General features: G+C 58.4%; 25 protein-coding genes. 5 read left to right on the forward strand and 20 right to left on the reverse strand.

The features are described 5' to 3' along the window. Positions 1-9: 9 nt before the first annotated feature. From IMCC21224_RS23800 to IMCC21224_RS23875, 16 genes are all read right to left on the reverse strand, one after another. Positions 10-981 carry an enoyl-CoA hydratase/isomerase family protein gene (locus IMCC21224_RS23800; RefSeq protein WP_231582208.1) on the reverse strand — a complete coding sequence of 324 codons (972 nt, stop codon included), beginning with the start codon at positions 979-981 and terminating at the stop codon, positions 10-12. Continuing rightward, complete coding sequence (locus IMCC21224_RS23805) at positions 876-2126, reverse strand: ABC transporter substrate-binding protein (protein WP_047998072.1); 1251 nt, start codon at positions 2124-2126, stop codon at positions 876-878. Before IMCC21224_RS23805 ends, IMCC21224_RS23800 begins: the two co-directional genes overlap by 106 nt. Before the next feature lie 86 nt (positions 2127-2212). After that, positions 2213-3451, reverse strand: a complete 1239-nt coding sequence (locus IMCC21224_RS23810; protein ID WP_053079190.1) for an ABC transporter substrate-binding protein — start codon at positions 3449-3451, stop codon at positions 2213-2215. Positions 3452-3484: 33 nt separating this feature from the next. Next, a complete protein-coding gene (locus tag IMCC21224_RS23815; RefSeq protein WP_047998074.1) occupies positions 3485-4297 on the reverse strand; it encodes an ABC transporter ATP-binding protein in 813 nt (270 codons plus the stop codon). A 12-nt stretch (positions 4298-4309) separates the two neighbouring features. Next, on the reverse strand, positions 4310-5383 hold the full coding sequence (locus IMCC21224_RS23820) for a branched-chain amino acid ABC transporter permease (protein ID WP_047998075.1): 1074 nt from the start codon (positions 5381-5383) through the stop codon (positions 4310-4312). 1 nt (position 5384) lies between these two features. Beyond that, positions 5385-6272, reverse strand: coding sequence for a branched-chain amino acid ABC transporter permease (locus IMCC21224_RS23825; RefSeq protein WP_047998076.1), 888 nt, complete (start codon positions 6270-6272; stop codon positions 5385-5387). Next, complete coding sequence (locus IMCC21224_RS23830) at positions 6273-8192, reverse strand: long-chain fatty acid--CoA ligase (RefSeq protein ID WP_047998077.1); 1920 nt, start codon at positions 8190-8192, stop codon at positions 6273-6275. Beyond that, complete coding sequence (locus IMCC21224_RS23835; protein ID WP_047998078.1) at positions 8185-8970, reverse strand: ABC transporter ATP-binding protein; 786 nt, start codon at positions 8968-8970, stop codon at positions 8185-8187. The genes IMCC21224_RS23830 and IMCC21224_RS23835 overlap by 8 nt, the downstream gene beginning before the upstream one ends. 33 nt (positions 8971-9003) lie before the next feature. Continuing rightward, entirely contained in the window at positions 9004-9957 is a 954-nt protein-coding gene (locus IMCC21224_RS23840) for an SDR family oxidoreductase (RefSeq protein WP_231582209.1), read from the reverse strand. A gap of 6 nt (positions 9958-9963) precedes the next feature. Continuing rightward, positions 9964-11130, reverse strand: a complete 1167-nt coding sequence (locus IMCC21224_RS23845) for an acyl-CoA dehydrogenase family protein (protein ID WP_047998080.1) — start codon at positions 11128-11130, stop codon at positions 9964-9966. Next, a complete protein-coding gene (locus IMCC21224_RS23850) occupies positions 11127-12338 on the reverse strand; it encodes a CaiB/BaiF CoA-transferase family protein (protein ID WP_047998081.1) in 1212 nt (403 codons plus the stop codon). The genes IMCC21224_RS23845 and IMCC21224_RS23850 overlap by 4 nt, the downstream gene beginning before the upstream one ends. Positions 12339-12535: 197 nt before the next feature. After that, entirely contained in the window at positions 12536-15625 is a 3090-nt protein-coding gene (locus IMCC21224_RS23855) for an efflux RND transporter permease subunit (RefSeq protein WP_047998082.1), read from the reverse strand. A 31-nt stretch (positions 15626-15656) separates the two neighbouring features. After that, on the reverse strand, positions 15657-16766 hold the full coding sequence (locus IMCC21224_RS23860; RefSeq protein WP_231582210.1) for an efflux RND transporter periplasmic adaptor subunit: 1110 nt from the start codon (positions 16764-16766) through the stop codon (positions 15657-15659). 25 nt (positions 16767-16791) lie between these two features. Beyond that, complete coding sequence (locus IMCC21224_RS23865) at positions 16792-17346, reverse strand: TetR family transcriptional regulator (RefSeq protein WP_047998084.1); 555 nt, start codon at positions 17344-17346, stop codon at positions 16792-16794. A 142-nt stretch (positions 17347-17488) separates the two neighbouring features. Beyond that, positions 17489-18088 (reverse strand): TetR/AcrR family transcriptional regulator, encoded by a 600-nt coding sequence (locus IMCC21224_RS23870; protein WP_047998085.1) that lies wholly within the window; start codon positions 18086-18088, stop codon positions 17489-17491. Then, on the reverse strand, positions 18075-18434 hold the full coding sequence (locus tag IMCC21224_RS23875) for a helix-turn-helix domain-containing protein (RefSeq protein ID WP_053079191.1): 360 nt from the start codon (positions 18432-18434) through the stop codon (positions 18075-18077). Before IMCC21224_RS23875 ends, IMCC21224_RS23870 begins: the two co-directional genes overlap by 14 nt. A 126-nt stretch (positions 18435-18560) precedes the next feature. Between IMCC21224_RS23875 and IMCC21224_RS23880 the strand changes: the two genes are divergently transcribed. Together IMCC21224_RS23880 and IMCC21224_RS23885 are read left to right on the forward strand one after the other, a co-directional pair. Next, entirely contained in the window at positions 18561-19373 is an 813-nt protein-coding gene (locus IMCC21224_RS23880) for a class III extradiol ring-cleavage dioxygenase (RefSeq protein WP_047998086.1), read from the forward strand. 29 nt (positions 19374-19402) lie between these two features. Further along, a complete protein-coding gene (locus IMCC21224_RS23885) occupies positions 19403-20296 on the forward strand; it encodes an SDR family oxidoreductase (protein WP_047998087.1) in 894 nt (297 codons plus the stop codon). A 78-nt stretch (positions 20297-20374) separates the two neighbouring features. Here IMCC21224_RS23885 and IMCC21224_RS23890 read toward each other — a convergent pair whose 3' ends face one another. Beyond that, positions 20375-21073, reverse strand: coding sequence for an IS6 family transposase (locus tag IMCC21224_RS23890; protein ID WP_047998088.1), 699 nt, complete (start codon positions 21071-21073; stop codon positions 20375-20377). 192 nt (positions 21074-21265) lie between these two features. On the opposite strand from IMCC21224_RS23890, the gene IMCC21224_RS23895 reads away from it, so the two are divergent. Continuing rightward, on the forward strand, positions 21266-22363 hold the full coding sequence (locus IMCC21224_RS23895) for a tyrosine-type recombinase/integrase (protein ID WP_044029440.1): 1098 nt from the start codon (positions 21266-21268) through the stop codon (positions 22361-22363). A 3-nt stretch (positions 22364-22366) separates the two neighbouring features. Here the strand turns inward: IMCC21224_RS23895 and IMCC21224_RS23900 are convergent, their stop codons facing one another. Both IMCC21224_RS23900 and IMCC21224_RS23905 read right to left on the reverse strand, forming a co-directional pair. Continuing rightward, the gene (locus IMCC21224_RS23900) at positions 22367-22675 is read right to left on the reverse strand and encodes a type II toxin-antitoxin system RelE/ParE family toxin (RefSeq protein ID WP_012187058.1); all 309 of its coding nucleotides are present in this window, start codon (positions 22673-22675) and stop codon (positions 22367-22369) included. Next, positions 22662-22907, reverse strand: a complete 246-nt coding sequence (locus tag IMCC21224_RS23905) for a type II toxin-antitoxin system ParD family antitoxin (RefSeq protein ID WP_012187059.1) — start codon at positions 22905-22907, stop codon at positions 22662-22664. The genes IMCC21224_RS23900 and IMCC21224_RS23905 overlap by 14 nt, the downstream gene beginning before the upstream one ends. Positions 22908-23027: 120 nt before the next feature. On the opposite strand from IMCC21224_RS23905, the gene IMCC21224_RS23910 reads away from it, so the two are divergent. Both IMCC21224_RS23910 and IMCC21224_RS23915 read left to right on the forward strand, forming a co-directional pair. Beyond that, entirely contained in the window at positions 23028-23912 is an 885-nt protein-coding gene (locus IMCC21224_RS23910) for a recombinase family protein (protein WP_047998089.1), read from the forward strand. A gap of 115 nt (positions 23913-24027) precedes the next feature. Next, entirely contained in the window at positions 24028-25191 is a 1164-nt protein-coding gene (locus tag IMCC21224_RS23915; RefSeq protein WP_047998090.1) for an ATP-binding protein, read from the forward strand. Positions 25192-25438: 247 nt separating this feature from the next. On the opposite strand, the gene IMCC21224_RS23920 is transcribed toward IMCC21224_RS23915, so the two are convergent. Beyond that, positions 25439-26149 (reverse strand): IS6 family transposase, encoded by a 711-nt coding sequence (locus IMCC21224_RS23920; protein ID WP_047998091.1) that lies wholly within the window; start codon positions 26147-26149, stop codon positions 25439-25441. Positions 26150-26305: the final 156 nt, after the last annotated feature.

Below are 26305 nucleotides of genomic sequence, written 5' to 3' on the forward strand. Positions count from 1 at the left end.
CAATCTCCCTCAGGTTCCGGTCCACACCGGGGCGCGCTTTTCGGCGAATGCTCTGGGGCCCTCGATTGCGTCATTGCTGGCGTAAACGACCTCGTGCAGGCGCTTACCTTCTTCCAGACCGCCTGCGCAGCCCAGATCCATGGTGGCGCGAACGCCGCCTTTGGCGGCGATCACGGAAAGCGGCGCGCCCCCGGCAATCCGCTTGGCGAGATCCAACGCCCGCGCGCGCACCGCGTCCGGCGTATCCTCGAGATAATTGGTGAACCCGTAATCATGCAGACGCTCAATCGGCATCAGATCGCCGGTCAGAAGGATTTCCATGAGAATGGGTTGCGGCAGCATCGACAGCGCCGGCGCCGCCCAAGGCGACCCCCGGCCAATCTTCACCTCTGTAATACCAACCTTTGTTCCCTTGAGGCCGACGCGCAGGTCGCAATTGAGGGTCAGCATCATGCCCCCCGCCATCAGCGATCCAGTCATCGCGGCGATGATCGGCTTCTTGCAGGCGCGCATGGTTTCATGAAACGGGTCACGCATTTTCGTCAGAATATCGACTCCTTCATCACGCGCTATCTGCGAAGCTTCCTTCAAATCCAGCCCGGCACTGAAGACACCGCAATCGGTCGAGGTAAGTATCGCCACGCGGACGGTGTCATCCGCTCCGATTTTCTTCCAAGCATCTGTCAGCCCGTTCGTTGCGTCCACAGACAACGCGTTCTTGCGCTCGGGCCGATTGATACAGACGGTCGCGATTCCGTCTTCAATTGTAAGCTTGATCGGGCTCATGGTTTCCACTTCGTTTCTCCAGCATCGTTTTAACTTGAACACGCGGTTGTTGCTCCCCCGCGACATGATCGCCACGGGGGAGCTGCCATCTATTCGACAGTGAACTTCGCCGAGCTTTCCTTGATCACTTCCCACACCACATCGATGTAGTCCGCGCTCCAGTCGGTCAAAGGAACCCAGTTTGCCCCGTCCCATTGTTCAATGCGTGTCTTGCCACCGCCACCGTGATCCTGGGGCGTTACGGTCACAGGGGCCATCAAGCCATTGGCGTCGAAGTTTTCTATCGCCTCGTAGCCCGATTTCATGCTCTCGGGCGTCAACGGCCAACCGTTCTCCTGGATCGCAAGCCGAGCAGCTTCGAAACCCGTCGTATAGACTGCAAGGCCGAGATTGTAGTATACGTCACGAACCAGGCTTTCCGGCCCACTGCCCTTTCCGTTTGCATAGTAGGTGTCGAGCATCGTCTTGACGATTGGCACGTCTTGCCCGCCGGCCACGTTAGTCCCGCGCAAGACACCTTTTGCCTCTTCCGCGCCGATGTTATTTATATCGACCTCGTTCATCCAGTTCACCGACAAGTAGCGGTCGATTGGGAAACCGTTACGACGCATTTCCTTGGACGCAACAACATGCCCACCGGCCAATAGCCAGCTGATCACATAGTCAGGCTTGTCTCGGCGAATCTTGCTCCATGCGCCGGACTGATCCGACCCCGGCAGCGGAACCGGATAGAGCTCCAGTTGGAAGCCTTCCTTCTCGGCAAGCGTCTTAAGAATCTCGATCGGCTCCTGCCCGAAAGGATAGTCCAGATAGATGAAGCCGATCTTGGCATCGCTCAGATCGCCCCCCATTTGGCCCTTGATGAAGGCAACATCGTTCGCCGCCTGCTGCCAATAGGTCGGACCGACAGGGAAGACCCATCCGAAAACCTCGCCGTCGACTGCGTCACCACGGCCGACGAAAGATTGCATCAAAATGTTTCCATCCTTCATGGCACGCGGCAAAGCCGCGTTCGTGACCGGCGTAGACAGGAAGTTGTAGATAAAAACGCCCTCACGCTTCAGCTGCTCATAGCATTCCACGCCCCGCTGCGGCTCATTGCCGTGGTCGCGCACGATGATTTCAACCGGGTGCCCCTCGATGCCACCGTTTTCATTGGTGTACATCGCAAGATCTTGGGCCGCCTGTGCGACCTGTGGCGAAATGAATGTGTATGACTTGCTGAGGTCAAAGCAGAGGCCGAACTTGATCGGCTCATTTTCCTGAGCTGATGCGATCGCCCCGCTGGTTGCCAACGCAGCGGCGATGGCAATAGTCCATACTTTCCGTTTGGTTTTCATGTTTCTCTCTCCCGTTGTTGAACGCAGGGCTCATAGTTCCAATACTGATTCTCAGCCCCACGCATTTTGCGTTCAGTTGCCATTCTTCATTCCCCGTACTTCGAAGAACTTTCCCTAACGACGTCCCAAACAACTTCTCCGTACGCCGCGATCCAGTCAGTCTGCGGAACCCAGGTTTCGCCATCCCACATCTCGATACGCGTCTTGCCGCCGCCGCCGTGATCCTCGGCTGTGACCGTGATTGGTGCCATCAGACCGTTGGCGTCGTAGTTTTCCAGCGACTCTAGGCCCTTTTTATAGGATTCCGCGGTGATCGGCATCCCCTCCAGGTCTGCGGCCCTGCGGGCAGCCTCGAAGATGATCGAATACATCGCCAGACCTGTGTTGTAATAGACGTCCTGCGTGTTCACGAGCGGACCGGAGCCCTCTCCCTCGTCATAGAGTTTATTGATGATCTCCAGACGCAGGGGCACGTCCTGACCACCCACGACATTTGTGCCGCGCTTGAGCCCGGTGGCGGCCTCGGCGCCAATATTGGCGATGTCGACTTCATTCAGCCAGTTTACGGAAATATACTTGTCCATCGGAATGCGATTGCGTTGCATTTCCTTCGAAGCGACGACATGCGCACCACCAAGCATCCATGAGATCACATGGTCGGGATTGTCACGACGCATCTTCGACCATGCACCGGATTGATCGCTGCCCGGCAGCGGCACGGGGTAAAGCAGTAGTTCGAAACCCTCTTTCTGCGACAGCGTTTTGAGAATCTCGATCGGCTCCTGCCCGAACGGGTAGTCGAAATAAATGTAGCCGATCTTGACGTCCGAGAGATCGTCGTCATGTAGCTGCTTGATATATCCGATATCGTTTGCCACCTGCCCCCAATATGTCGGGCCGACGGGATAGACCCATTCGAAAACGGTTCCATCCACCGCATCGCCCCGACCCACCAGTGACTGCATGAGAATCCGCCCGTCTTCCATCGCGCGTGGCAGGATCGCCAAAGATACAGGCGTCGACAGCGTGTCGAAGACGAAAACCCCTTCCCGGCTCAGCCTGGAATAACACTCGATGCCGCGCTGTGGCTCGTTTCCGTGATCACGAACGATAACCTCTACCGGCTCTCCACCGATACCACCCTGCATGTTGATCAGCTTCGCCACATCCATCGCTGCCTGCGACACCTGCGGCGTGGCGAAAGTATAGGCCTTGCTAAGATCATAGCAAACCCCGACCTTGAATGGCTCCGCCAGAGCCTGTGTTCCGGCCATCCAGCTCCCCATCATAGAAAAAACAGCTAATGCCTTGGTAAGTTTCTTCATCTTTTCCTCCCTGAACAATCTCTGTCTAGTGACTTAACTCAGCCAACGCTTGCGTCGGCTGTAATGTTTGACATTGTGAAAGTTGGCACCTTCTCCGCCGCCAAGGTAGAATTCCTGGATGTCGGAGTTGGATTTGAGCGCCTCGGCTGTACCATGCATGACCACGCGGCCGTTTTCGATCAGATAACCTTCCGAAACGATTTCCAGCGCGGCCAAGGCATTCTGTTCAACCAAAAGCACCGACAAACCCTCCTCGCGGTTGATTTTTTGAAGGATGCCGAAAATTTCAGCCACCAAGAATGGCGCTAGCCCAAGACTCGGCTCATCGAGCATCAGAAGACTCGGTTGGGTCACAAGAGCTCGGCCAATGGCAAGCATTTGCTGTTCGCCGCCCGACAGATAACCCGCCTGCGAATTACGGCGCTCGGCAAGCCTGGGAAAATAGTCGTATATTTTATCCTTTTCCACACTCAATTCAGATCTGGACATTCCCATCGGTGCGGCCGCAGTCAGGTTCTCGTCTGGAGTCAGATGCTCGAAAACGCGCCGTCCTTCGATGACGTGACAGATGCCCATTTCGACACGTTTCTGCGCCAGCATCTCTGTGATGTCGGTCCCGTCAAACTTTATCTCACCCCGGCTGATATGGCCGCGTTCTGCCTTCAGAAGACCACTGATCGCCTTCAATGTTGTGCTTTTTCCGGCTCCGTTGGAGCCCAGAAGCGCGACCATTCCGCCCTTCGGCACCTGAACAGAAACGCCTTTGATCGCCAGCATTACGTTGTCGTACAGCACCTCGATGCTATTCATCGACAGAATGGACTGGCCTTGGGCTTTCTCTTGCATCGGCATTCCTCTTTACTTTCTGAGCTGATCGAAGGGCCAGGTCATAAGATAGTCTCTGATATTGCCGTAGAGTTTTCCGAGACCTAGCGGTTCGATCATGAGAATGATGACGATCAACGCGCCGTAGACCGCATTGGGGATATGAGCGAGCGTTTCCACATTGACCTGCATGCCGAGCTCTTCGCTCGCTGTCACGACGAGCCCGTTCACCAGCCCCGGCACGAGCAGGATCAACGCAACTCCGAAATAGGACCCGATGATGCTGCCAAGTCCGCCTACGATCACCATCGCCAATACCTGGATTGATACGTTTACCGAAAACTGTTCGGGTGCGGCCAGAAAGTAGAAGGTCGCGACCAGCAGGGCCCCGCTGACACCGGCAATGAAAGACGATGCCGCGAAGGCTAGGATCTTGTAGTAGAAGCTGTTTACGCCGAGGATCGCCGCAGCAAAATCCTTCTCACGCACTGCGACAAGTGCACGTCCCAGCCCAGTGCGCTTGAGGTTTAGCATGAAGATTGTGACCAAGACGCACCAGCCAAGTGCGACATAATAATAGCCGGCATCAGAGGTGATCTGCTGTCCTAACAGCGCCAAAGTTGGAGCCTGAAGTGATGCGTGTGACCCGCCGGAAATCGTTGGGGAGTGGGTCAATACCCAGTCCATCACGAATTGCATCGCGAGGGTCGTGAGCGCGAGATAAAGACCTTTGACCCGCAATGCGGCAAAGGCGAACAGACTGCCGATCACTGATGCCGCCAACCCGCCAATGATCAAGGCGATTTCCCAAGGCACCCCGAGCCGCACGGCATGTATGGCCGAATAGGCACCAACGGCCATTACTGCGGCATATCCGAGATGGAGCTGTCCGGCCCAGCCTGTCACCAAGTTCAGTCCTAAAGCGGCGGCTGTCCAGATCAGCCAAGGCAAAATGTAACTGTTAAGGTAAAGTGACGGTAGGATAAACGGTGCCGCAAGTCCGATCAACAGAAGGAACACCGCCAAGTTCCGGTCTGCCGGAACTTTGAACATGCGGCTATCCGAGATCAAACTGGAGTGGTAGACACCCGAGAGTCGATAGAACATTTTACACCCTTTCGATGTCGTGACGGCCGAACAGTCCGTGCGGACGGATCATGACCGTAAGAATCAGGACCGCGGCGACGATGAGTTCGCGGCTGCCGCCTCCGACAAGCGGATCAAGAAATTCCGCACCGACATTTTCGATTACGCCCAGAATGATACCAGCAACGATCGCGCCTAATATGCTGTCGAGACCACCCAGAACAGCGACAGTCAGACCCTTGAGAAGCAGAAGCGACAGTGCCTGATCGACACCCTGGATTTCGCCCCAAATGACACCTGCCGCCACAGCCACCACAGAAGCGAGGGCCCAGGACAGCCCGACACCGCGCTCGACCGAAATTCCGACAGACCATGATGCCATGTAATCATCCGCGATCGCCCGCAATTTGATCCCGGTCCGGGTTCGAAAGAACACCATGAAAGCGACGAACAGGGCAAGCGCAACGCCGGCGCCGACCAGATGGATGCGGCTGATGAAGATGTCGCCCAGAAACAATGGTTCATAGCTGACACCGAGTTCCATCGAACGCGACGTCCCACCCCAGATTGCAAGCGTTGTGCCCCGCAGGAAGATGTCGAGGCCAAGTGTCAGCATCAGGATCATGACGACCGGACGGCCCGCGAGACGCCGAAGCGCCACCCTTTCAATGCCAAACCCCAGACCGAACATGACGACCGCAGCAAGCGGAATAGCTAGCCATAACGGCATTCCCAGATCGCGCGCTAGGGCAAGAACCACATAAGCCCCGACCATTGTCAGCCCGCCCTGCGCCAGATTAGGCACCGAGGATGCCTTGTAGACCAGGACCAGGCCGATGGCAAAAAGTGAATACAACAGACCCGTCAGGGCACCGTTGATCGCAAGCTCTGATAAAAAAACCCAATCCATTTAAACCTCCCTTATGGGAAGGGTTCTTTCGACCTTCCCCATTTCTCCGGTCTCGTAAGCCACCTGGGCGCTCACATGGACCTTGGTTGAACCGTCATAGAGTGCCGCGATAACATCGGCGTAGCGTTCCTCTACGACCTTGCGACGCAGTTTTCGGGTTCGAGTGATCTCGCCATCGTCCGGGTCAAATTCCTTTGGAAGGCAGACAAAGCGCTTCAGGTGCAGTGGCTCGGTGACGGCCTTGTTTACCCGTTCGAAAGCCGGGCGTATTAGCGCCGCGACTTCGTCGCGCTGAGACAAATCTGAATAGGACACATATGGCACACCGTTCACCTCGGCCCAATGACCGACAGCTTCAAAATCCACGCAGATCATCGCAGTCAGCTCATCCCGCCCCGCTCCGACAACGGCCGCATCCTTGATATACGGACTGAATTTCAGCCGGTTCTCTATATAGTTTGGCACGTAGCGTTCACCGCCCGCCGTATGCATGACCTCGGAGACGCGCCCCAGAACCACAAGCTGGCCATTCTCCTCAAGATAGCCGGCATCGCCAGTACGCAGCCACCCGTCCGTCAGGGCTTCGGCGGTCGCTTCGGGTTTGTTGAAATAGCCATTGAACACACCTTCCGAGCGCAAGAGGATTTCACCGTTCTCGTCAATCTTCGCCTCGACACCCGGCACGGGCTTGCCGACGGTATGCAGGCGCACCTCGTTGGGGGCCTGCATCGCGGTGATCGCGCTGTGCTCGGTCTGGCCGTAGAACTGGCGCAGCTTGATCCCGAGGGCGCGGTAGAACACGAAGGTATCTTCGCCAATCGCCTCGCCACCGGTAAACGCATTCCTCAGGCGGCTCATGCCGAATTGATCCTTGATCGGACCGAAAATGAGAGCCTCCCCCAGAAAACGGCCCAGTGGTTCCAACGCACCACCACTTTGGCCGTTCAGTTTGCGCGTCTCGGCGGCAATCGCCCGGTCCATGAAGAAGTGGTAGAGCCACTTCTTCAACGGGGTTGAGTTCTCCATGCCGACCTGGATTGTTGTCAACATCTGGTCCCAACTCCTGGGTGCTGCCAGGTAGAAGGTCGGTGCGATTTCCCGCATGTCTCGAACGACCGTTTCCTGCCTCTCCGGTACGTTCACCGTGAACCGGAACATCAGCGCCGCCGCCACCGTTATGGCATAATCGCCGACCCAGGCCATCGGGAGATAGGCAAGGATTTCCTCTCCCTCTCCAAACACTCCCGCTGCATGGCCATTGCGGACAGCGGCAAGAACATTCTTCTGGCTCAGTACGATACCCTTCGGCTTGCCCGTGGTGCCCGACGAATGCAGGAAGATTGCCGGGTCCTCGGGCTTCGCTCTGTTCAGAAGTTCATCGCGGCGGCGCGGATCCTCGTTGAGACTGTGCAGGCCGATTTCGATCAGGTGATCCCATGACATCAGGCCGTCGTCTTCATAGAAGCTGAGCCCGCGCGTTTCGTCGTATATGATATGCGCTATGCCGCTCGCGCTCGCGCTCCGCAGCTCGAGGACCTTGTCCACTTGCTCTTGATCTTCTGCTATGGCCGCGACGATTTCGACCTCGCTCAGGAAATGCTGAAGCTCTTCGATCGTTGCGCCAGGATAAGCCGGCATTGCATAGGCACCGAGCAGCGAAATCGCAAGCATGCCTGCATAGAGCCGCGCACGGTTGTCGCCCAGAATGAGCACAGCCTTGCCGGGCTTTACGCCGATCTTCTCAAGCCCGGCCGCGCAGGCCAGTACTTCTTCGGCGTACTCTGCCCAGGTGGTTTCCTTCCAGATTCCACGCTCTTTTTCGCGAATAGCAATATTCGACCCGTAGCTTGACGCGTTCCGTGCCAGCAATGCCCCGATCGTTTCGCTGGCGGAAAACTGCGATTTTGCTGCTTCAACCATGCGATCCTCCAATATATGCCTCGATAACCCTCGGATCTTTTACAACATCCTTCGGGATACCGCTGGCGATCATTTCGCCGTAGTTGAGTGCCAGCACCCGATCACAAATACCGATGATGACGTCCATATGATGTTCGATAAGCAGGACACTAACGCCGCGTTCATCCCGCGCGTCCAGAATGAAGCGGGACATATACCCCTTCTCCTCCTGGTTCATACCCGCCATCGGCTCGTCAAGGATCAACATCTGCGGCTCTGCCACCAGGGCCCGCGCAAGTTCGACCCGCTTTTTCAGCCCGATCGGAAGGCCGTCGACCAGTTCGTACCGGATGCTCTCGAGCTGCAGGAACTCGATCACCTCCTCGACGATTTTGCGGTTCTCGACTTCTTCAGGACGGGCCGCCCACCAATAGAACGCCGTGCGGAAAACTCCCGGGTGCATATGAATGTGCCGGCCGAGCAGGATATTATCGAGAACGCTCATCCCATTGAAGAGCGCGAGGTTCTGAAACGTCCGGGCCACACCGAGCTTTGCAACCTTGTGGGGTGCCGTGCCGGTAATGTTCTTTCCGGCCAACCGGACAGTCCCCTCGTTTGGCGGGTAGAACCCGGTGATTGCATTGGTAAGCGTCGTCTTGCCACTGCCATTCGGCCCAACAAGGCCGAAGATTTCCCCTCGCTGGATGACAAGATCGACACCGGTGACAGCAACGATACCGCCAAAACGGCGTTCGATCCCTGTGCATTCCAGTATCGGCTTATTACTTAGTGTCGTCATATGGCCCCCGTTTTCCCCCAGGCAATGCACGTATCAAGATATCCGGAAGTAATCCGGTCGACCTGTGGGCCAGGGATCTCCCCACAACTGCTGCCCACCGTCGATATTCAGAACTTCACCGGTTACGAATTTCCCCGAATTTGCCGCCATATAAACAACGCCTTCGGCGACATCCCATTCGTCGCCGGCGTGGCGCATCGGATTTGAGTCCTCGAAGGTGGCCGCGCCGTCTTCGGGATAGTTGTGAAAGCCGTTGCTTTCACAACATCCGGGCGCCACGCAGTTCACGCGAATCCCATGCGGCGCCCACTCTACCGCGACCGATTTTGACAAGTATATCACCCCTGCTCGCGCCGCACAGGTATGCGCGATGCCCGGCATGCCGCGCCAGATGTCGGCCACGATATTCACGATAGAACCGGGTCGCTTTTGCTCGACCCAGTGTCGTGCGGTGGATTGCATCATCCACCAGGTCCCGTTGAGGTTGGTGTCGATGACCGCGTTCCAGCCCTTCGGAGAAAAGTCCAACGCTGCTTGGGGAAACTGACCCCCGGCATTGTTCACCAGAACGTCAATCGATCCGAATTCACGGTTGACCTCGCCAACGAAGTCCTCGACCTGTCCGGGATCCCGGATCGTCATAGGCTTGGCAAACACCATGCCACCAAAAGTTTCGAGAAATTCCTTGGCCGAGGCCAGCTTTACCGCGTCGCGTCCATTGATCGCAAGATTGGCACCCAACCTAGCGAACAGCACCGCAATGGAAAGACCCAAGCCACCGCCGGCGCCCGTCACAGCAACGGTTTTACCCGCAAACAAGTCGCTTGCATACACGGTTGCGCGTGACGCCAAGTCTCCTCGCGAAGACCCGTACTGCGTCTTAGTCATGACGCCTCCTCCCTGTGTCCCGTTCGGGTTCGTTGCGGATAATCTAACGCGTGTTAGAAAACTATGCAAGACAAGAATGCGCTTTGCTATAGTGATCACCTCTGGTCAGTAAGACTTTGGAAGCCCTAACGCTTTTTCGGCGATGAACGACAAAAGCATCTGTGGTGTCACGGGGACGATGCGGAAAAGTAGTGCCTCTCTTACCAGACGCTCCACATGATATTCCTTGGCGTATCCAAACCCGCCAAAGGTAATCTGCGCTGCTTCAGTCGCCTCGACCGCGGCATCTGCGGCCAGTAGCTTGGCAGCGTTGGCTTCCACTCCGCACGCCTCTCCCGAATCATAGAGGGCGGCGGCATGCATCACCATGAGATTGGCAGCTTCCACCCGTGCCCATGCCATTGCCAGCGGATGCTGGATGCCCTGATTCTGGCCGATCGGCCGCCCAAAGACCACACGCTCGTTGGCGTATTGCGCGGCGCGCACCAATGCATTGCGTGCGATGCCGATGCATTCGCCGGCAACGAGGATGCGTTCCGGGTTCAGCCCATGCAGAATCTGTCGGAAACCCTTGCCCTCTTCCCCAATCAAGTCTTCGGCCGGGATTGGCAGTCTGTCGATGAACATCTCGTTCGAGTCAACGGCTTTCCGGCCCATTTTTTCGATTTCGCGAACATCCACGAAATTGCGGTCCAGATCCGTATAGAACAGGCTCAAACCCTCGGTCGGGTTAGTCACGTCTTCAAGCCGTGTCGTTCTGGCCAGAAGCAGCATCTTGTGGGCCACCTGCGCGGTCGAAATCCAGACCTTTTGACCATGAACGACGTACCTGTCCCCCTGTCGCACAGCTATGGTTTTAAGCTTGGTGGTATCCAGCCCGGTCGTCGGCTCGGTTACAGCGAAACAAGCTTTTTGATCGCCGGCGATCAGAGGGGGCAGCATGCGAGCGCGCTGTTCATCGGTTCCGAACTTGACCACCGGGTTGAGCCCGAAAATGTTCATGTGGATGGCCGAGGCCCCGCTGGCGCCAGCCCCCGATTCGGCAATCGCCTGCATCATGACGGTCGCTTCGGTGATCCCCAGACCAGCACCGCCTACGTCTTCCGGCATGGCAATGCCAAGCCAGCCACCATCTGCCATCGCCCTGTGCAAATCATGCGGGAAACCCCCGTTCCGATCCCGGTCCAGCCAGTAGTCGTCATCAAACTGCGCACATATACGCAGGATCTGATCTCGAATTTCCTTTTGTTCACCCGTCATTCGAAATGTCATTGTGTCTCGCTCCCATCCACACCTACAAACCCTGCCTCACACAGGGCAGTGATCCGGTCATCTTCATATCCAAGATTGCGCAGAATGCTTCGGCTGTCCGCGCCCGGCGGCCGCCCTAGCCAGCGCAACTCACCGGGGGTGGCGCTGAGATGCGGGATAGGTCCAATCACCTGCGTTTGCTCGCCCTCAACCGATACGATGTCGCCGCGATGACGTATCTGCTCATTCGTCATGATCTCCTCGACGCTCAGCACACGAGAGGCAACCGCATCATAGCGGGCAAACTCCGCCTCGACTTCCGCAAGCGTGTGTTGCGTGACGAAATCATTTATGGCGTCGAAGACCACGGCCATATGCTGCGACATCTCGTCGAGTGTAGCGAACCGCGGATCATCGGCCAGCGCATCTCCGCCGACCGCCCGCAACAGGCGTTGCGCTGTTTCTGCGCTACCAGCCGAAACGGTCACCCACACCCCATCAGAGGTTCGGAACATGCCCCCCGGCGCAAAATCCATCGGCTGGCGCAGCCCGTTGCGCCGCGGCGAGAGGTTCGCGCCCGTCAATGCGGGCACGGGATAGTCCATCAGTCGAAGCAGCGCCTCGAACACCGCAAGATCGACGACCTGACCACGCGCAATCCCTTTTTCCCGGGCAAACAGCGCGATCATGATCCCCAAAGCACCCATCAACCCTGTCGTGCTGTCGGCCGCTGGAAATCCGGGGTGCATCGGTGGCCCGTCCGCAAAACCAGTCAGATGGGCTAGACCACTCAACGCCTCTGCCGCGCGCCCGAAAGCGGGCACGTCCCGCATCGGGCCGTCCTGACCGTAACCCGAAACGCGCAGAATAACTAAATCCGGGTTCCACTTATGCAGGGTTTCAGTCCCGACACCCGCACGTTCAAGCACGCCTGGCCGGAAATTTTCAACAAGTACGTCGGCGCTTTCAACCAGTCTGCGCAGGATGTCCCGTCCTTCGCCCGACTTCCAGTCGAGGCTCAGAATTTTTTTGTTGCGGCCCAGAGTTTTCCACCAAACGCCAACTCCGTCCCCGGCCTTTGGTCCGAGATCGCGCATCATATCCGTCCGGTTGGGTGCCTCAATCTTGATGACGTCTGCCCCAAAATCAGAAAGCAGCGAGGTCGAGAGTGGTCCAGCAATAACATGACCGAGTTCGATGATTTTCAGCTGATGAAGTGGGGAGGTCATATGATCTCTTCGCTAATAATCTAACATCCGTTAGATTATTAGCGAAGAGGCGGACCAAATTCAAGCCGCAATTGCGATTCCAATGGCTCGGGAAAGGGTTAATGATTGCTGTCTTTTAGAAATTTGCGGTCAGACAGAGAGAATGTTTACCCACAAAGTCGTCACCTTATTCACGTGATATCGACCAGTTCGCAAAGTCAGGAAGAGATCAACTTCGAATGCAACGTGGTCGGATTCATCTCCCGCCTCGGAGGACGGATCCGAAAGAGGAGCGCGTAAAGCACCGGCACGGCCACCAGCGTCAAGACCGAAGCAAAGGCAAGGCCGCCCATGATTGTGACCGCCATAGACGCGAAAAACGCATCCGGCAGCAGTGGGATCATGCCGAAAATCGTCGTGCCGGCCGCGAGCACCACCGGGCGCAGACGGCTGACCGATCCATTCATCACGGCCTCGTAATCCGCAACACCATCTGCACGTTGCAAGTCGATCTCTTCGACCAGAACAATCGCGTTCTTCATCAGCATCCCGGATAGCGAGAGGAAGCCGAGCAAGGCCGTAAAGGTGAAAGGCAATCCGGTGAGCAACAGCCCCAGGACCATGCCCGTCACGGACATGGGGACGACAAGCCAAAGGATCAGCGGTTGGCGGATCTTGTTGAACATCAGGATCGAAATCGTCAGCATGACCAGGAAGCCTAGGGGAAGCTGTTTGCCAAGGCTTTGCTGCGCCTCCCCTGCGCTTTCGAATTCGCCACCCCATTCCATCGAGTAACCTTCCGGAAGCGGAATGGCCTCGATCTCGGCGCGGACACTGCGGAAAGCTTCATCAGCGGTGAGGTCGCTGCGCGCGCCACCAAGGGCGGTGATCGTCCGTTCGCGGTCGCGCCGGTGAATGAGCGCCTCGGCGAGGCGTGTTTCGAAGCGTTCCACCAGGTTGGCCATGGGAACATAGGATCCCGCCCCCGCGGACCAAACCGACAGGTCGCGGACGTGGCCAATGCCGTCACGTTCGCTCTCTGGAAGTCGGAGAAGAATCGGGATCACCACATCTCCCTCTCTCAGCTCGCCAACGCGCAAGCCAGAGGTTCCGAAGCGAATAGTGTCCGCGATCGCGCTGCGCGTGGCGCCGGCCAGCCGCATCCGCGACTCGTCGACGACAGGTTCAATGAGAATCTCGCGTTGGCGCCAGTTGGTGCGCGGATTAGTGATCGTACCTGCCTCCTCGAAAATGCTTGTCGCCTCATCCGCGAGCTGGCGCAGGATGACAGGATCGGGTCCCGAAAAACGAACTGCAACATCGGCACCGGCTGGCGGTCCGAACACGATCTCTTCGACGCGGATCAGAGCGTGGGGGAATTCAGCGGGCAAGTCTTCGTTGAGTCTGCTGGCGATCGCCGGGATCATCGCGGCGTCCGCAACCCGGACGATGAGCTGGCCATAGCTGGCATCCGCCTGCTCTGGGTTGTATGTCAGCATGAAGCGGCTTGCACCACGCCCCACCAGGGTCGTCACATCTGTTACACCCTCTTCGGCCAGAAACATTTGTTCCAGACGTCGCATTTCGCGTTCGGTGACATTGATGTCGGTCCCTTGCGGCATCTGGAATTGGACATAGAAAATCGGGGTGTTCGACGCCGGGAAAAAGGCCTGCTTAACCTGACCGAAGGCCATCACCGACCAGACGGTGATCCCCAAGATTGTCAGCACGACCGGGATACGGGCGCGCAGCGCCAGCCACAGAAACCCGCGATAAACCCCATAGAAAGCGCCCTTGTAGGGATCATCCGAAATGTTCTTGGGGGCCTTGAGCAGCAGCTTGCCAAGATACGGCGTGACCGTTACGGCAAGAACCCAGCTCATGAGCAGCGATATGGCGATCACCGCGAACAACGAAAACAGGAACTCGCCCGTCGCATCGGGCGACAGACCAATCCCGGAAAAGGCCATGATCCCGATCACGGTCGCGCCGAGCAAGGGGATGGATGTGGAACCTTCTGTTTCGACCGCCGCGTCTTCCGCGCTCTTTCCCCGCGCCATGCCGATTACCATTCCCTCGGTGATGACGATGGCGTTATCAACCAGCATTCCCATTGCGATGATCAGGGCGCCCAGGCTGATCCGTTCCATCTGGATCCCGAACACCGACATGAAGAACAGCGTGGAGAAAACGGTGAGCCCGAGCGTTGTCCCCACCACAAGGCCCGCCCGCCAGCCCATGGTCAGCATCAGCGCCCCGACGACGATGGCGATGGACTGCCCTAGGCTGACAAGAAAACTCGAAACCGCCTCGTCGACCACAACATGCTGTTCATAGATAGGGGTGATCTCTACCCCCTCGGGCAACGCGGCCCTCAGCTGTTCGATCCGGTCCGAGACCGCAGCGCCGACCTCGACGACGTTCCGGTTTGTCAACGCCGACACGCCGAGAGTGAAGGCTGCTGCTCCGTTCTGGCGGATGATCTGGCTTGGCTGTTCGGCCTCATCGCGAGTGACACGGGCGATGTCGTTGACCGCCACTTGTCCGACCTCTCCAGCCACGCCAAGCCGCAGTTCTTCAAGCCCTTCGGGTGTTACATAACCCGGCGGAACCGACAGGCCGATACGTGCAGGGCCCTCGGTTATCTCGCCATTGGTGAACACCTGGTTCTCGTCCGTGAGAAGACCAAGTATCTGGTTGGGCGGAATCCCAAGTCCAGTGAGGCGGGCGGATGGGATCGAAATGGTGACCAATTCTTCGGCGAGGCCCTGAACCTCGACATTTGCGACCCCGTCGACAGTGACGAGTCCGACTCGCAACGACCTCGCCAGATCACGCTGCTGCTGTGGGGTCAGACCTTCGGTCGTCACAGCGTAGAACATGCCGAAGACGTCGCCAAAGTCGTCGTTTATGATGGGTGCGCGCGCGCCCGCCGGAAGCTCCCCCTCCACATCTCGGATTCGGCGTCGCATTTCGTCCCAGACCTGCGGGATTTCGTCACGACCATAGGTGTCCACGATGTCAACAGTAATCTGCGCCATGCCCGGCATCGACTTGGATTCGACCCTGTCCAGCTGCTTCATCTGCTGCAAAGCATTCTCAATGACGTCAGCGACTTCCTCCTCGACCTCGACGGCCGTGGCGCCGGGATAGGGCACGAAGACGAGCGCGGTCTTGAGGGTAAAGCTCGGATCTTCCAGACGGCCGACCGTGTTCAGCCCCCAGTAGCCACCGAACAGGCAGAAGATGATCGCAAGCCATACCGCGACGGGACGCTTGATGCTGGCGCGTGAAATGCTGAGTGCCATGAACTAATTTCGTCCTGTTAAAAGGGTAGGATCACAAACCCGAAACGACGACTGCCTGATCGTCGCTGAGCCGCCACCAGCCGCCAGACACGACCAGTTCGTTGCCCTCCAGACCGCCCAGAATGACAACCTCGTCATCAACGGGAAGCCCAAGCTGGACCGACCTGCGCGAGACCTGGCCGGATGATTCATTGTAGACCCAAATAGAAGGATTGGGTCGGCTCGTCGTGTCCACCGCTGAAACCGGAACGATGATGGCTTGTGGGCGACTTTCTTCTGCCGCAATGGCAATGCGCACATCCGCAATCATTCCTGGCAGCAGGCGCGGGTCGATATCGCCGGTGATGGCGAATTCCAGATCATAGGTCTGCGCCGTCTGGTCGGCATCGGTCGCAAAGGACCGGAATACGAGAGGTGCCGTGTAGCCCGGCACGGCTGGGAAACTCGCCACGATGTGGAAGGCGCCGGGTGTCGCTCGCGCAATGGCCGCAAGATCCTCCGGCAGCGATATCACGACTAGCATCTCGTTGAGGTCCTGCAAGCGTGCGACTGGGGCGGCCGAAGTAATGTTGACGTATTCCTCGACGAAGGTGCGCGCCACGATCGCGTCGAACGGCGCGACGATCTGGGTCTGTGAGAGACGCCGCCGTGCCTCTCGCAGCGCGACATCTGCCTGCGCGAATTGGGCGCGCGCAGTCTCGAGCCGGGCGTCGGCCGCGACACCCCGCGCGGCGAGACCGGCCGCGCGATTAAGCTCGGACTTCGAGAGATCGAAGGACGCTTGCGCCCGGTGGACCGTAAGCTCGAAATCGACCGGATCGAGCTCGGCAATAACGTCGCCCGCGCGGACCGTGTCGCCGGGCTCCACCGCGAGCCGAACGATCTGCCCCGATATCTGAAACGCAAAATCCACTGTCCGGGCAGGTTCGACGCGACCTGCGACGGTGCGGGATTGATTGACGGAGCGACTGATCACACGGGTGACTTCGACTGTGACCGGTCGTTCCGCGTTCCCCCCAGGCCGTGTGTCAACATCTGCCTCCGTGGTGCCCGTCGCGGTCTGAGCAAGCACGTCGGTCAGGAACGACGGAGCGAACGGAATTGCAACGGCAGCCACGCCTGCGACCAAGACAACAGACATTAATTGCTTCAAACGTCGTGTCTTTCTATTCGAGTTCATTGATCATGGTCCTCAATCGTTCGATGACGCGTTCCCCGATGTCCGCGCCGCCATCCGGAAGCTTCAAAAGCTTCTGGAACCTCAGCCCTTGGATCGCAAGGACGGCAATCATGGCACCCGGAGCGTCCTTCGTGTCGGACAGGATGCGCTCAAGATCGCCGGTCAGCTCAACGCGGAGTGGATCTAGCAGCTGTGGATCCGAGGCCGCGGCGGCGAGTATCGCCATGGACAGGTCATCGTCGACATCCTTGGATCGGGTGATGGTTTCAAGATGTCCTCGCAATGTGCGCGAGGACAGCCGCTCGGGCAGATCGTTAAGGAGCACGCGATGCGCCGAGAGCATTTGGTTCAAAAGTCCGGATAGCAGGGCTTTCTTCGTCGGATAGTTGTATAGCACCCCGCCCTTGCTCAGGCCGGACTCCTTTGCGACGGCGTCAATCGTTATTTTTCCAGCACCTTCACGCGCGGCAATCGCACGCGCCGCCTCGAGGATCTTCCGCGAGGTCTTTCCTTCTCCCGCAGCGAGTAGGCGCCCTTTCATTTCTGTACCATCCGGACGGTTAGGTTCGACAGGCAGCTATGTCTCGTTACCACCTAAGTCAAGCGTCCGGTGCACATCGCGTCAAAAAGGCGTGGCGCCTGCTGTCAAGAGTACATGAAGCCACCTGGATGTCCTCCTCCCGCTAAATCGAGCTATTGCCCGCGGAATAGACGTCTAGAAAGGTGTCGGTAGCTTTCGTGGAATGTTCTGATGCATCGATCCGAGGCTCGAGCGCCAACAGTCTCGGCATGATGACGCCGGACAGGGAGAGATGAATGAACTGACCGGCAGCAGTATGGCAATCCTGCACGTGCAGAGATCCCGCGTCGCGCATGCCTTGAAGGATCCGCGCGACAATTCCGGTAGCCCGCTTCGGACCCGCTTCCATGTATATGTCGCCTGCCTCGGGCAGAACCGAAACCGCACCAATGCAGGAACGCAATAGACGAATGTAGTCATCATCCATCACAAGGTCGATCATGCGCCGTGAGAGCTCTTCCAGGACGCTTCGCGGATCTTCTCTGCTTGATAGCGGTCGAGATATTTCGGCCGAGAGCCTGTCGCACTCCGCTTGCACAACGATCAGAAAGAGCTGTTCCTTGCTTGAACAATGAGCATAAAGGGTTGCCTTGGATACTTTCGCTTCCTCGGCAATCGCATCGACGCTGGCACCTTCGAAGCCAAATTTCAGGAAAACGGTCCTGGCCCCTCTGAGCACATCGTCAACTTTACTGACCCTCATGCCGACCACCTCCCTCGCCTGCGAAGACGCCCTCGTGTTCCCAATTATGTGCAATCTCTCCCAGTGCGTCGAGAACGCTTCGCAAGTCGTTGCCGCGCGACGTCAGGCCATAGGACACCGCAGGCGGAATGGTCTCAGCCTGTTCGCGCCAGATGACACCAGCGCCTTGCAGCATCCGCAGACGCTCGGTCAACATTCGGGTTGATATCCCCGGCACAGCTCGCTTCAGCGCCCCGAACCTTTGCGGCCCCTGATCGCTCAGGACCCAGATGATGTAGGTGGTCCAGGGTCCCATGAGCAGACGCAAAATCGAGTCCATCGGGCACTGTGGCGGGACCTTGGGCATCGCTGTTCACCCTCGGGCTATGCAGTTACTTTTCCGTTCCTACTTTATTTTTCGCCATGCATCAACTATTCAGTGTCTTCACGAGACACGCGAGGTCTCCCTGCAAACCGGGAAGGACAAACGGACATGGCCCGCCAACCCACGTTCTTCATTCCCCACGGGGGCGGCCCCTGCTTCTTCATGGACTGGAACCCGCCCGATGAGTGGGACCGGCACCGGCAGTTCCTGAAGGATCTGCCGGGCACGCTGCCTGAGCGCCCCAGGGCGCTCTTGGTGATCTCGGGTCATTGGAAAGAGCCTGCCTTTACCATGCAGACCAACCCTGCCCCACCGCTTCTGTTCGACTACGGCGGTTTCCCGCCCCATACCTACGAGTTGACCTGGCCTGCCCCCGGCGATCCGGCGCTGGCGGAGCGCGTGCATGACCTGATCCGCGCCGCGGGTCTCCCCGCCGCAAAGGATGCCGTGCGGGGGTTTGACCACGGCGTCTTCGTGCCGCTCAAGGTCGCCTTTCCGGAGGCCGACATTCCCTGCGTCCAGCTGTCGGTTGCCAGCGATCTCGACCCCGGGCGCCATATCGCGCTTGGCCAGGCCCTGGCCCCCCTTCGCGACGAGGGCGTGCTGATCCTCGGCAGCGGCAACACCTATCACAACATGGGCGTGATGATGCGGAGCCTGCGCTGCGGGCCGCGGGGCGACATCGTTGGCGGCGCGTTCGACACCTGGCTGACCGAGGCGACGACCTGCCCCGATTCCGAGGACCGCAACCGCAGGCTGACGCACTGGTCGGACGCACCCGGCGGCCGGGATGCCCATCCGCGCGAAGAGCATCTCATCCCGCTGCATGTCGTGGCGGGTGCGGCGGGCGACGATATCGGTCGCAAGACGCTGGAGGATCACGTTCTTGGCGCTATCGAAAGCGCCTTTCGCTTCGGTTGAACAGAAACTTGGAACAGGAACACAAAGTCATGTCAATTGACATCAAAGGCCCCTTCATCGTGACCGGTGCCTCCGGCCAACTCGGCAGTCAAGTCATCGAGAACCTGCTGGCGCAGGGGGCCGAGCCCCTTGTTGCAATCACCCGCACGCCGGAAAAGCTCGCGGCCCTTCTGGGGCGTGGGGTCGACGTCAGGGCAGGCGATTTCAATGACCCGGCCGCTCTTGGTGCGGCCTTTGCCGGCGGCGGGCGGCTGCTGATCATCTCGACGGACGACCTTGAGCCGGGCAAACGGCTTGCCGCGCACCGTAACGCGATCGCCGCCGCGCAGGACGCCGGTGTTTCGCATATCGTATATACGTCGCTCACCAACCCGGATGAAAGCAGCCCGATAACCTTTGCCGCCGATCACCGTGAGACCGAGGCGCTGATCAAGCAGACCGGCATCCCGCACACGATCCTGCGCAACTGCCTTTATGCCGATCTCTTGTTGCAGAGCGGACAGCAGGCAATCAATGCGGGGGCGCTATACGCGGCAGCAGGCGAAGGCAAAGCAGGCTATGTCACGCGCGAAGATTGCGCCCGCGCTGCCGCCGCGGCCCTGTTGTCCGAGACCGGATCGACCCTGCGCGACATCACCGGACCCGAGGCCGTCGGCCATGCCGAGATCGCCGCGATCCTGTCCAAAGTTTCCGGAAAGAAGATCCCCTATGTCTCGATCACGCGCGATGCGCTTGTCGAGGCTATGGTCAAGAACGGCCTGCCGGAGTTCGTCGCGGATGTCTTCTCATCCTTCGACGTCGCCATTGCTACGGAAAGTCTTGATGTTGCCTCGCATGAGGTTGAAAAACTGATCGGGCAGAAGGCGGAGTCGGTCCGGGATTTCCTGCTGGCAAACAAAACCGCTTTGACAGGACAGGCGTAAACGACACGCCCAAAGGGCATTGCTAAGTTGTTGGCCGCGTGTCGTAGGGTGTTGCAGGTCTGTAAATTACGCCACCATCTAGATGGTGTATTCTGCCCAGAGGCTGAACGCGTCAGCTCGGGCGTGGCGATATGAGTTTGCGGTGAGTTGAAATCGGCGGGGACGGAAAATCAGGTTGATCTGATCGTGAGCGGATAGAAACCTCTGAGCCTGCCGATGTGACTTGAACCGGCCGAATATCTTCTCTCGCTTCCGGGTCGGCCTGTGTGATCCTTCGATGGCGTTGTTCAATCCCTTGTGGGCGCGGTGGTCAGCGTCCGGTGCCAATGTTTTGATCGGCTTGACATAGCTGCGCAGCTTGTCGGTGATCACGACCCTCGGCTCGCCGAACTGATTGATCAGCCTTTGGAGAAACCGCTTGGCTGCTTTAGCGTTTCGTCGCGTTTTCACGAGAATGTCGAGGACGTCCCCTTCCGCGTCGATGGCACGCCACAGCCAATGTTTCTTCCCTCGAATCGAGATAACGACCTCATCCAGATGCCATTTGTCATTGGGGCGAGGACGATCGCGCCGGACGCAATTTGCGAAATGTGGACCAAAGCGATTGACCCACAACCGGATCGCTTCCCGGCTTACAATCACACCGCGCTCGGCCAGCAGGTCTTCGACGTCGGCCGTGCTCATTGCGAAGCGATGGCAAGCCCAAACAGCGTATGCGATGATTTCGCGAGGGAACCGGAAGCCCTTTAGGCGCAGGATACTGGTTGGGATTTTCATGACGTTGAAATAGCCTGATCATGCAAGCTGAACAACTTGGCAATGCCGGGCGTGCCGGGTGAATGTCATGCTTCAAGCTTACGTCATCACGGCGCTTTCTTCCAGAAAATAGCACTATAAGCGCCTCGCCTTGTCGGCCGCAGCTATGCCAATAAGTTTGCTTATCGGACATGATTATATATGCTCAGCAGCATGGCAAAAAATAGCGGGAAATCGAGTGCAAACGCACCAATCGGGTCCTCCGGCAGTGAGGGCAACAAGAGCAATACGCCGCCCAGCGAGGCCCTGAGCCTTCCCTCCTTTGTAGCGGGCTCCGGCAGCCTTGACAGGCTGGTCGAGACGGCACGCGATTACGCCCGTGCCGCCGCCTCCGAGAACACGCTCAAAGCCTATGCGAAAGACTGGGCGCATTTTACACGCTGGTGCCGGATGAAGGGCGCGGAGGCCCTGCCGCCGTCGCCCGAATTGATCGGGCTCTATCTTGCCGATCTGGCATCGGCTACTGGTGCCTCCCCTGCCCTCTCCGTCTCATCCATCGAGCGACGTCTGTCTGGCATGGCGTGGAACTTTGCACAGCGCGGCTCTACGCTTGATCGCAAGAACCGTCACATCGCTACGGTACTGGCAGGCATCAAGCGCAAACATGCGCGCCCGCCGGTCCAGAAAGAGGCGATCCTGGCCGAGGACATTCTCGCCATGGTCGCCACCCTGTCCTTCGACCTGCGCGGGTTACGTGACCGGGCGATCCTGCTGATAGGTTTTGCCGGAGGCTTGCGCCGCTCTGAAATCGTCAGTCTCGATCACGGCAAGGATGATACGCCCGATAGCGGCGGCTGGGTCAATATCCTTGAGGCCGGCGCCATCCTGACGCTGCGCGGCAAGACCGGTTGGCGCGAGGTCGAGATTGCTCGCGGCTCCAAAGATCGGACCTGCCCGGTGCACGCATTGGAGCAGTGGCTGCACTTTGCAAGGATCGACTTTGGCCCAGTCTTTGTGGGCACCTCGCGGGATGGCAAACGGGCGCTGGAAGCACGGCTAAACGACAAACACGTCGCCCGGCTGATCAAGCGTACCATCCGCGACGCTGGCATTCGATCAGAGCTGCCCGAAAAGGACCGACTGGCGCTGTTTTCGGGTCACAGTCTGCGAGCCGGTCTGGCCAGTTCTGCCGAGGTCGACGAACGTTACGTTCAGAAGCAGCTTGGCCATGCCTCAGCCGAAATGACCCGCCGCTATCAGCGCCGCAGGGACCGGTTCCGGGTGAACCTGACCAAGGCTGCGGGATTGTGACGGTCAACCGTCGAGCAGATAGGCCGTGAGGTTCCGATGGACATGCAATATGCGGATGATCGCAACCCCCTGCCCTTCCACACGATAGATTACCAGATGCGCTCCACTAGGATGGATACGTACCGGGGGTGTGAACTCGCTGCGCTCACGCGCCATCTCTGGAAAGTCAGCAAGCAGGTCGAAGAGTGCAAATAGACTATCCGAATAGTGATCTGCTTGCTCAATGCCCCAGTTGTCTGCGCCGTAGTGCCAGATGTCGGACAGGTCCTTTTCAGCCGCGGGTCTAATGACCCAACGACTATTCTCCGGCATATTTGGCGCGCATCCGGGACTTGAACGTACTGCGATCAAGCGGGACCGCCGGCCCGCTTGCGAGGCCCACGTCGACAGCGGATTGAATTTCAGCAATGGCTTCACGACGGTCCCGATCACGCCGGATCAGGTCGCGAACGTAGTCGCTGGAATTGGCATACCGACCTGATTTTGCCTGTTCTTCGACCCAGCTCTTCATCGGGTCCGGCAAAGAAATATTCATGGTGCCCATGCTGATCTCCTTTCAAACCAAACTTATGGCAAAGTTTGCCAAGAGGCAAGAGCGGCTCCTTCACTTAGTACTAATCGGTCGTTTAATCGCGATACCTTAAATTGCAAACGGCCCGATTTCATGCGCTTGATAGGCTACGCGCAAGTTTCCACGGAGGATCAGACCCCCCTGCCCCAGTCTGAGGCCCTTCAATCTGCTGGCTGCGCCGAAATCTTCGAAGAACACGCCTCCGGCGGCAATCGCGCGCGTCCAGTGCTTGCGCGCGTGCTCGAACGTGTCCAGAACGGCGACACGCTGGTCGTCGTGCGGATAGACCGGCTTGCGCGGTCTTTGTCGCACTTGCTGGAGGTGATCGAACGTCTGGAGGCCAAGGGGGCTTTCTTCCGTTCTCTCCAAGACCCGATCGACACGGCTTCTCCACAAGGCAAGTTCACATTGCAGGTGTTGGGCGCAGCGGCCGAGTTCGAACGCGCTCTGATCCGCGAACGCACCAAGGCCGGGCTGGCGAGCGCCCGTAGTAAGGGCCGGATCGGCGGGAACCCGGGCCTGCGCGCCGGCGATCCAGCGGCGCTCCGCAAGGTGCGGCTCGCGCGGCAAGACGGCTATATGGAGCGCTTGAACGAAACCGCGCAGGACTGGGTGCCCCATGTGCGCCGCCTGCGCCCCGATATGGCTTGGGAAGACGTGCTGCGGATCATCAATGGCCCCCTGCCCCACGACCGCCACTGGACCCAGAGTCGCTTGCTGCGTGCCGTGAAAGCCTATGTGCGTGACGGGTTCCTGCCCGCAAAGGTGCTGGACCGTGCCGGACGCCGTGAAGCAGACGACCGCCTGCCTGCGATTGTCGCCGCGATCAAAGGCGCAGATCCCGGCATGACGCTGCAGGCGATCTGTGACCGGCTGGAATCCATGCGTGAGCGCACGCCGCGTGGACGCATGAGCTGGCAGCCGTCGTCCGTGAGGATGCTGCTGGAACGGGCGGAGCGAATTGGGTTGTTGGAGTGAGTTTTGGCGCAAAGCCTGTTCGTCACTTCAGGCTAATTCACAAATTGGGCCGGAACGTTAGCCGCACAATAATTTAACCTTGCAAATCTTCCACATGATGGAGTAATTGCAAGGTATGTATATGCGCCAAACTCATCAACTTGTGCAATCCGCGCTTGCGAACCAAGCCGCTGTTGTGCTCCTCGGTCCCCGGCAGGTTGGGAAGACCACGCTTGCTCTCGACATCGCTCCGGAGCAACCATCGGTATACCTAGATCTTGAACGTGACGCGGACCGGCAGATCCTGACCGAACCAGATCTCTATCTGGATGAACAAACGGGAAAACTCGTCATCCTCGACGAAGTGCAGCAGATGCCCGGCCTCTTCAAGAGCCTGCGTGGTCAGATCGACCAGCGCAGGCGGGCCGGGTTTCGTACGGGGCAGTTTCTGCTTTTAGGGTCAGCCTCCAATGTTCTTCTGCAACAATCGGCAGAGTCCCTCGCTGGAAGGGTCCGGTATATCGAAATGCCCCCTCTGCAACTTACCGAGGTTGGGGCTGATCAGTTGAATGCGCTCTGGTTGCGTGGTGGCTTTCCTGACAGTTTCTTGGCTGCCAGCGATCAGGCCAGCATGGACTGGCGTCTAGATTTCCTGCGCACATATCTGGAACGAGACATCCCTGCCCTCGGGCCGCGTATTCCGGCCGCAACCTTGCGGCGCTTCTGGACCATGTTGGCGCATGTGCAAGGCGGCCTGCTGAATGCTGCTGCCCTTGCTGAAGGGCTCGGAGTATCGGGGCAAACGATTGGACGCTACCTCGACTTGCTCGTCGATCTCATGCTGGTGCGGCGGCTGCAGCCCTGGCATGAGAATGTCGGCAAACGCCTGGTGAAATCGCCAAAAGTCTATGTGCGGGACAGCGGGATCGTGCATGCGCTGTTGAGTATTGGTACGACCGAGGGCTTGCTCGGGCATCCTGTCGTCGGCGGCAGTTGGGAGGGGTTCTGCATCGAGACCCTTCTTGCCGCGGCGCCCGCCGGCACCGAACCATTCTTCTATCGCACCTCTGCCGGAGCCGAACTTGATTTGGTTCTGCGTTTGCCGGGTGGCGACATCTGGGCCGTCGAGATCAAGCGCACGACCGCGCCGAAGGTTTCTCGTGGTTTCCACACCGGCGCAGAAGACGTCAAAGCGAACCGGAAGCTGCTGATCTACGCCGGAGAGCGTGACGTCCCCGTGGCAGAAGATATCCGGGCAATATCTCTCGAACAGGGAATTGGGCTGTTGAGAGCGCTTTAGCGCAGCGCTGGCTTTTCCCGCTGCGCGCCTGCGCGAGTTCCAAGGTATTTCTTGTTTGGGTCAGTTTCAACAGAGTTTCCAATTTTCCTTGGTATCTTTCTCGACCGCCGGACGTCTCCCGATGCCGCCCTGTTGCATGGAATGCACATCGCAGCGGCCGCCCCGTCCACAACGGCCGTGGCACATCTTCCTCCCCGGGATTGCCAACTTATTCTGCAGTGATCACAGAAGCCCCGTCCGGCTTTTATCACGCGGTCATTTCGAGGGCATAGCTCCGCCACAGATCGAAAGCATCTGATCTGACATGGCGGTATGAAGCGGCGGAAAGGCGATATCGGCGGGGGCGGAAGATTGTGTTGATCTGGTCGTGGGCGGAAAGGAAGCGTTGCGCCTGCCCTGGCGACTTGAACCGGCCCATGAGCTTCTCTCGCTTTCGGGTCGGTCGATACGAACCTTCGATCCGATTATTGAGGCCCTTGTGGGCGCGATGATCGGCGTCCGGTGCTAGCTGCCGGATAGGTTTGATATAGCTGCGCAATTTGTCTGTGATGATGACGCGGGGCCGGCTAAATCGGGCGATTAACTGCTTCAGAAACCGCTTAGCCGCTCTGGCATTTCGCCGTGGTTGCACCAGAATATCGAGAACGTCGCCGTTGGCATCCACGGCGCGCCACAACCAGATCTTCACGCCGTTGATTGGCACAACGACTTCGTCCAGATGCCATTTATCTGCCGCAGCTGGCCGGTCACGCTTGATGCAATGTGCGAAATGCCGACCAAACCGTTTCACCCATTTGCGCACGGTTTCCCGACTGACGGTTACACCCCGCTCAGCAAGCAGGTCTTCCACGTCGCCAGTGCTCAGCGCAAAACGGTGATAGGCCCATACCGCGTAGGCGATGATCTGGCGAGGGAAACGGTAGCCTTTCAGGCGAGGCATATCGGACGGTGCATTCATAGCGGATTGCTAGACCGCTACAGGAGCGCCAGCAAGTTGGCAATCTCGACCAAGGCAGCAGGGCTTTAACTTTAGGCTGCGAACGTTTCTTAACGACAAGCAGCATATTCACTTAGTTTTGCTGGGCTATCTCCCAACTTCACCCACGGCTCGGAT

Source organism: Puniceibacterium sp. IMCC21224, assembly GCF_001038505.1.
GTDB lineage: Bacteria > Pseudomonadota > Alphaproteobacteria > Rhodobacterales > Rhodobacteraceae > Puniceibacterium.

Bases quoted from the DNA above. Each gene is read 5' to 3' on its own strand.
- IMCC21224_RS23800 (WP_231582208.1), bottom strand. From the start codon at position 981: ATGGGACGGGGCAAACTGGGTTCCTTTGACCGACTGGAGCGCGGACTA.
- IMCC21224_RS23805 (WP_047998072.1), bottom strand. From the start codon at position 2,126: ATGAAAACCAAACGGAAAGTATGGACTATTGCCATCGCCGCTGCGTTG.
- IMCC21224_RS23810 (WP_053079190.1), bottom strand. From the start codon at position 3,451: ATGAAGAAACTTACCAAGGCATTAGCTGTTTTTTCTATGATGGGGAGC.
- IMCC21224_RS23815 (WP_047998074.1), bottom strand. From the start codon at position 4,297: ATGCAAGAGAAAGCCCAAGGCCAGTCCATTCTGTCGATGAATAGCATC.
- IMCC21224_RS23820 (WP_047998075.1), bottom strand. From the start codon at position 5,383: ATGTTCTATCGACTCTCGGGTGTCTACCACTCCAGTTTGATCTCGGAT.
- IMCC21224_RS23825 (WP_047998076.1), bottom strand. From the start codon at position 6,272: ATGGATTGGGTTTTTTTATCAGAGCTTGCGATCAACGGTGCCCTGACG.
- IMCC21224_RS23830 (WP_047998077.1), bottom strand. From the start codon at position 8,192: ATGGTTGAAGCAGCAAAATCGCAGTTTTCCGCCAGCGAAACGATCGGG.
- IMCC21224_RS23835 (WP_047998078.1), bottom strand. From the start codon at position 8,970: ATGACGACACTAAGTAATAAGCCGATACTGGAATGCACAGGGATCGAA.
- IMCC21224_RS23845 (WP_047998080.1), bottom strand. From the start codon at position 11,130: ATGACATTTCGAATGACGGGTGAACAAAAGGAAATTCGAGATCAGATC.
- IMCC21224_RS23850 (WP_047998081.1), bottom strand. From the start codon at position 12,338: ATGACCTCCCCACTTCATCAGCTGAAAATCATCGAACTCGGTCATGTT.
- IMCC21224_RS23855 (WP_047998082.1), bottom strand. From the start codon at position 15,625: ATGGCACTCAGCATTTCACGCGCCAGCATCAAGCGTCCCGTCGCGGTA.
- IMCC21224_RS23860 (WP_231582210.1), bottom strand. From the start codon at position 16,766: ATGTCTGTTGTCTTGGTCGCAGGCGTGGCTGCCGTTGCAATTCCGTTC.
- IMCC21224_RS23865 (WP_047998084.1), bottom strand. From the start codon at position 17,346: ATGAAAGGGCGCCTACTCGCTGCGGGAGAAGGAAAGACCTCGCGGAAG.
- IMCC21224_RS23870 (WP_047998085.1), bottom strand. From the start codon at position 18,088: ATGAGGGTCAGTAAAGTTGACGATGTGCTCAGAGGGGCCAGGACCGTT.
- IMCC21224_RS23875 (WP_053079191.1), bottom strand. From the start codon at position 18,434: ATGCCCAAGGTCCCGCCACAGTGCCCGATGGACTCGATTTTGCGTCTG.
- IMCC21224_RS23880 (WP_047998086.1), top strand. From the start codon at position 18,561: ATGGCCCGCCAACCCACGTTCTTCATTCCCCACGGGGGCGGCCCCTGC.
- IMCC21224_RS23885 (WP_047998087.1), top strand. From the start codon at position 19,403: ATGTCAATTGACATCAAAGGCCCCTTCATCGTGACCGGTGCCTCCGGC.
- IMCC21224_RS23890 (WP_047998088.1), bottom strand. From the start codon at position 21,073: ATGAAAATCCCAACCAGTATCCTGCGCCTAAAGGGCTTCCGGTTCCCT.
- IMCC21224_RS23895 (WP_044029440.1), top strand. From the start codon at position 21,266: ATGGCAAAAAATAGCGGGAAATCGAGTGCAAACGCACCAATCGGGTCC.
- IMCC21224_RS23900 (WP_012187058.1), bottom strand. From the start codon at position 22,675: ATGCCGGAGAATAGTCGTTGGGTCATTAGACCCGCGGCTGAAAAGGAC.
- IMCC21224_RS23905 (WP_012187059.1), bottom strand. From the start codon at position 22,907: ATGGGCACCATGAATATTTCTTTGCCGGACCCGATGAAGAGCTGGGTC.
- IMCC21224_RS23910 (WP_047998089.1), top strand. From the start codon at position 23,028: ATGCGCTTGATAGGCTACGCGCAAGTTTCCACGGAGGATCAGACCCCC.
- IMCC21224_RS23915 (WP_047998090.1), top strand. From the start codon at position 24,028: ATGTATATGCGCCAAACTCATCAACTTGTGCAATCCGCGCTTGCGAAC.
- IMCC21224_RS23920 (WP_047998091.1), bottom strand. From the start codon at position 26,149: ATGAATGCACCGTCCGATATGCCTCGCCTGAAAGGCTACCGTTTCCCT.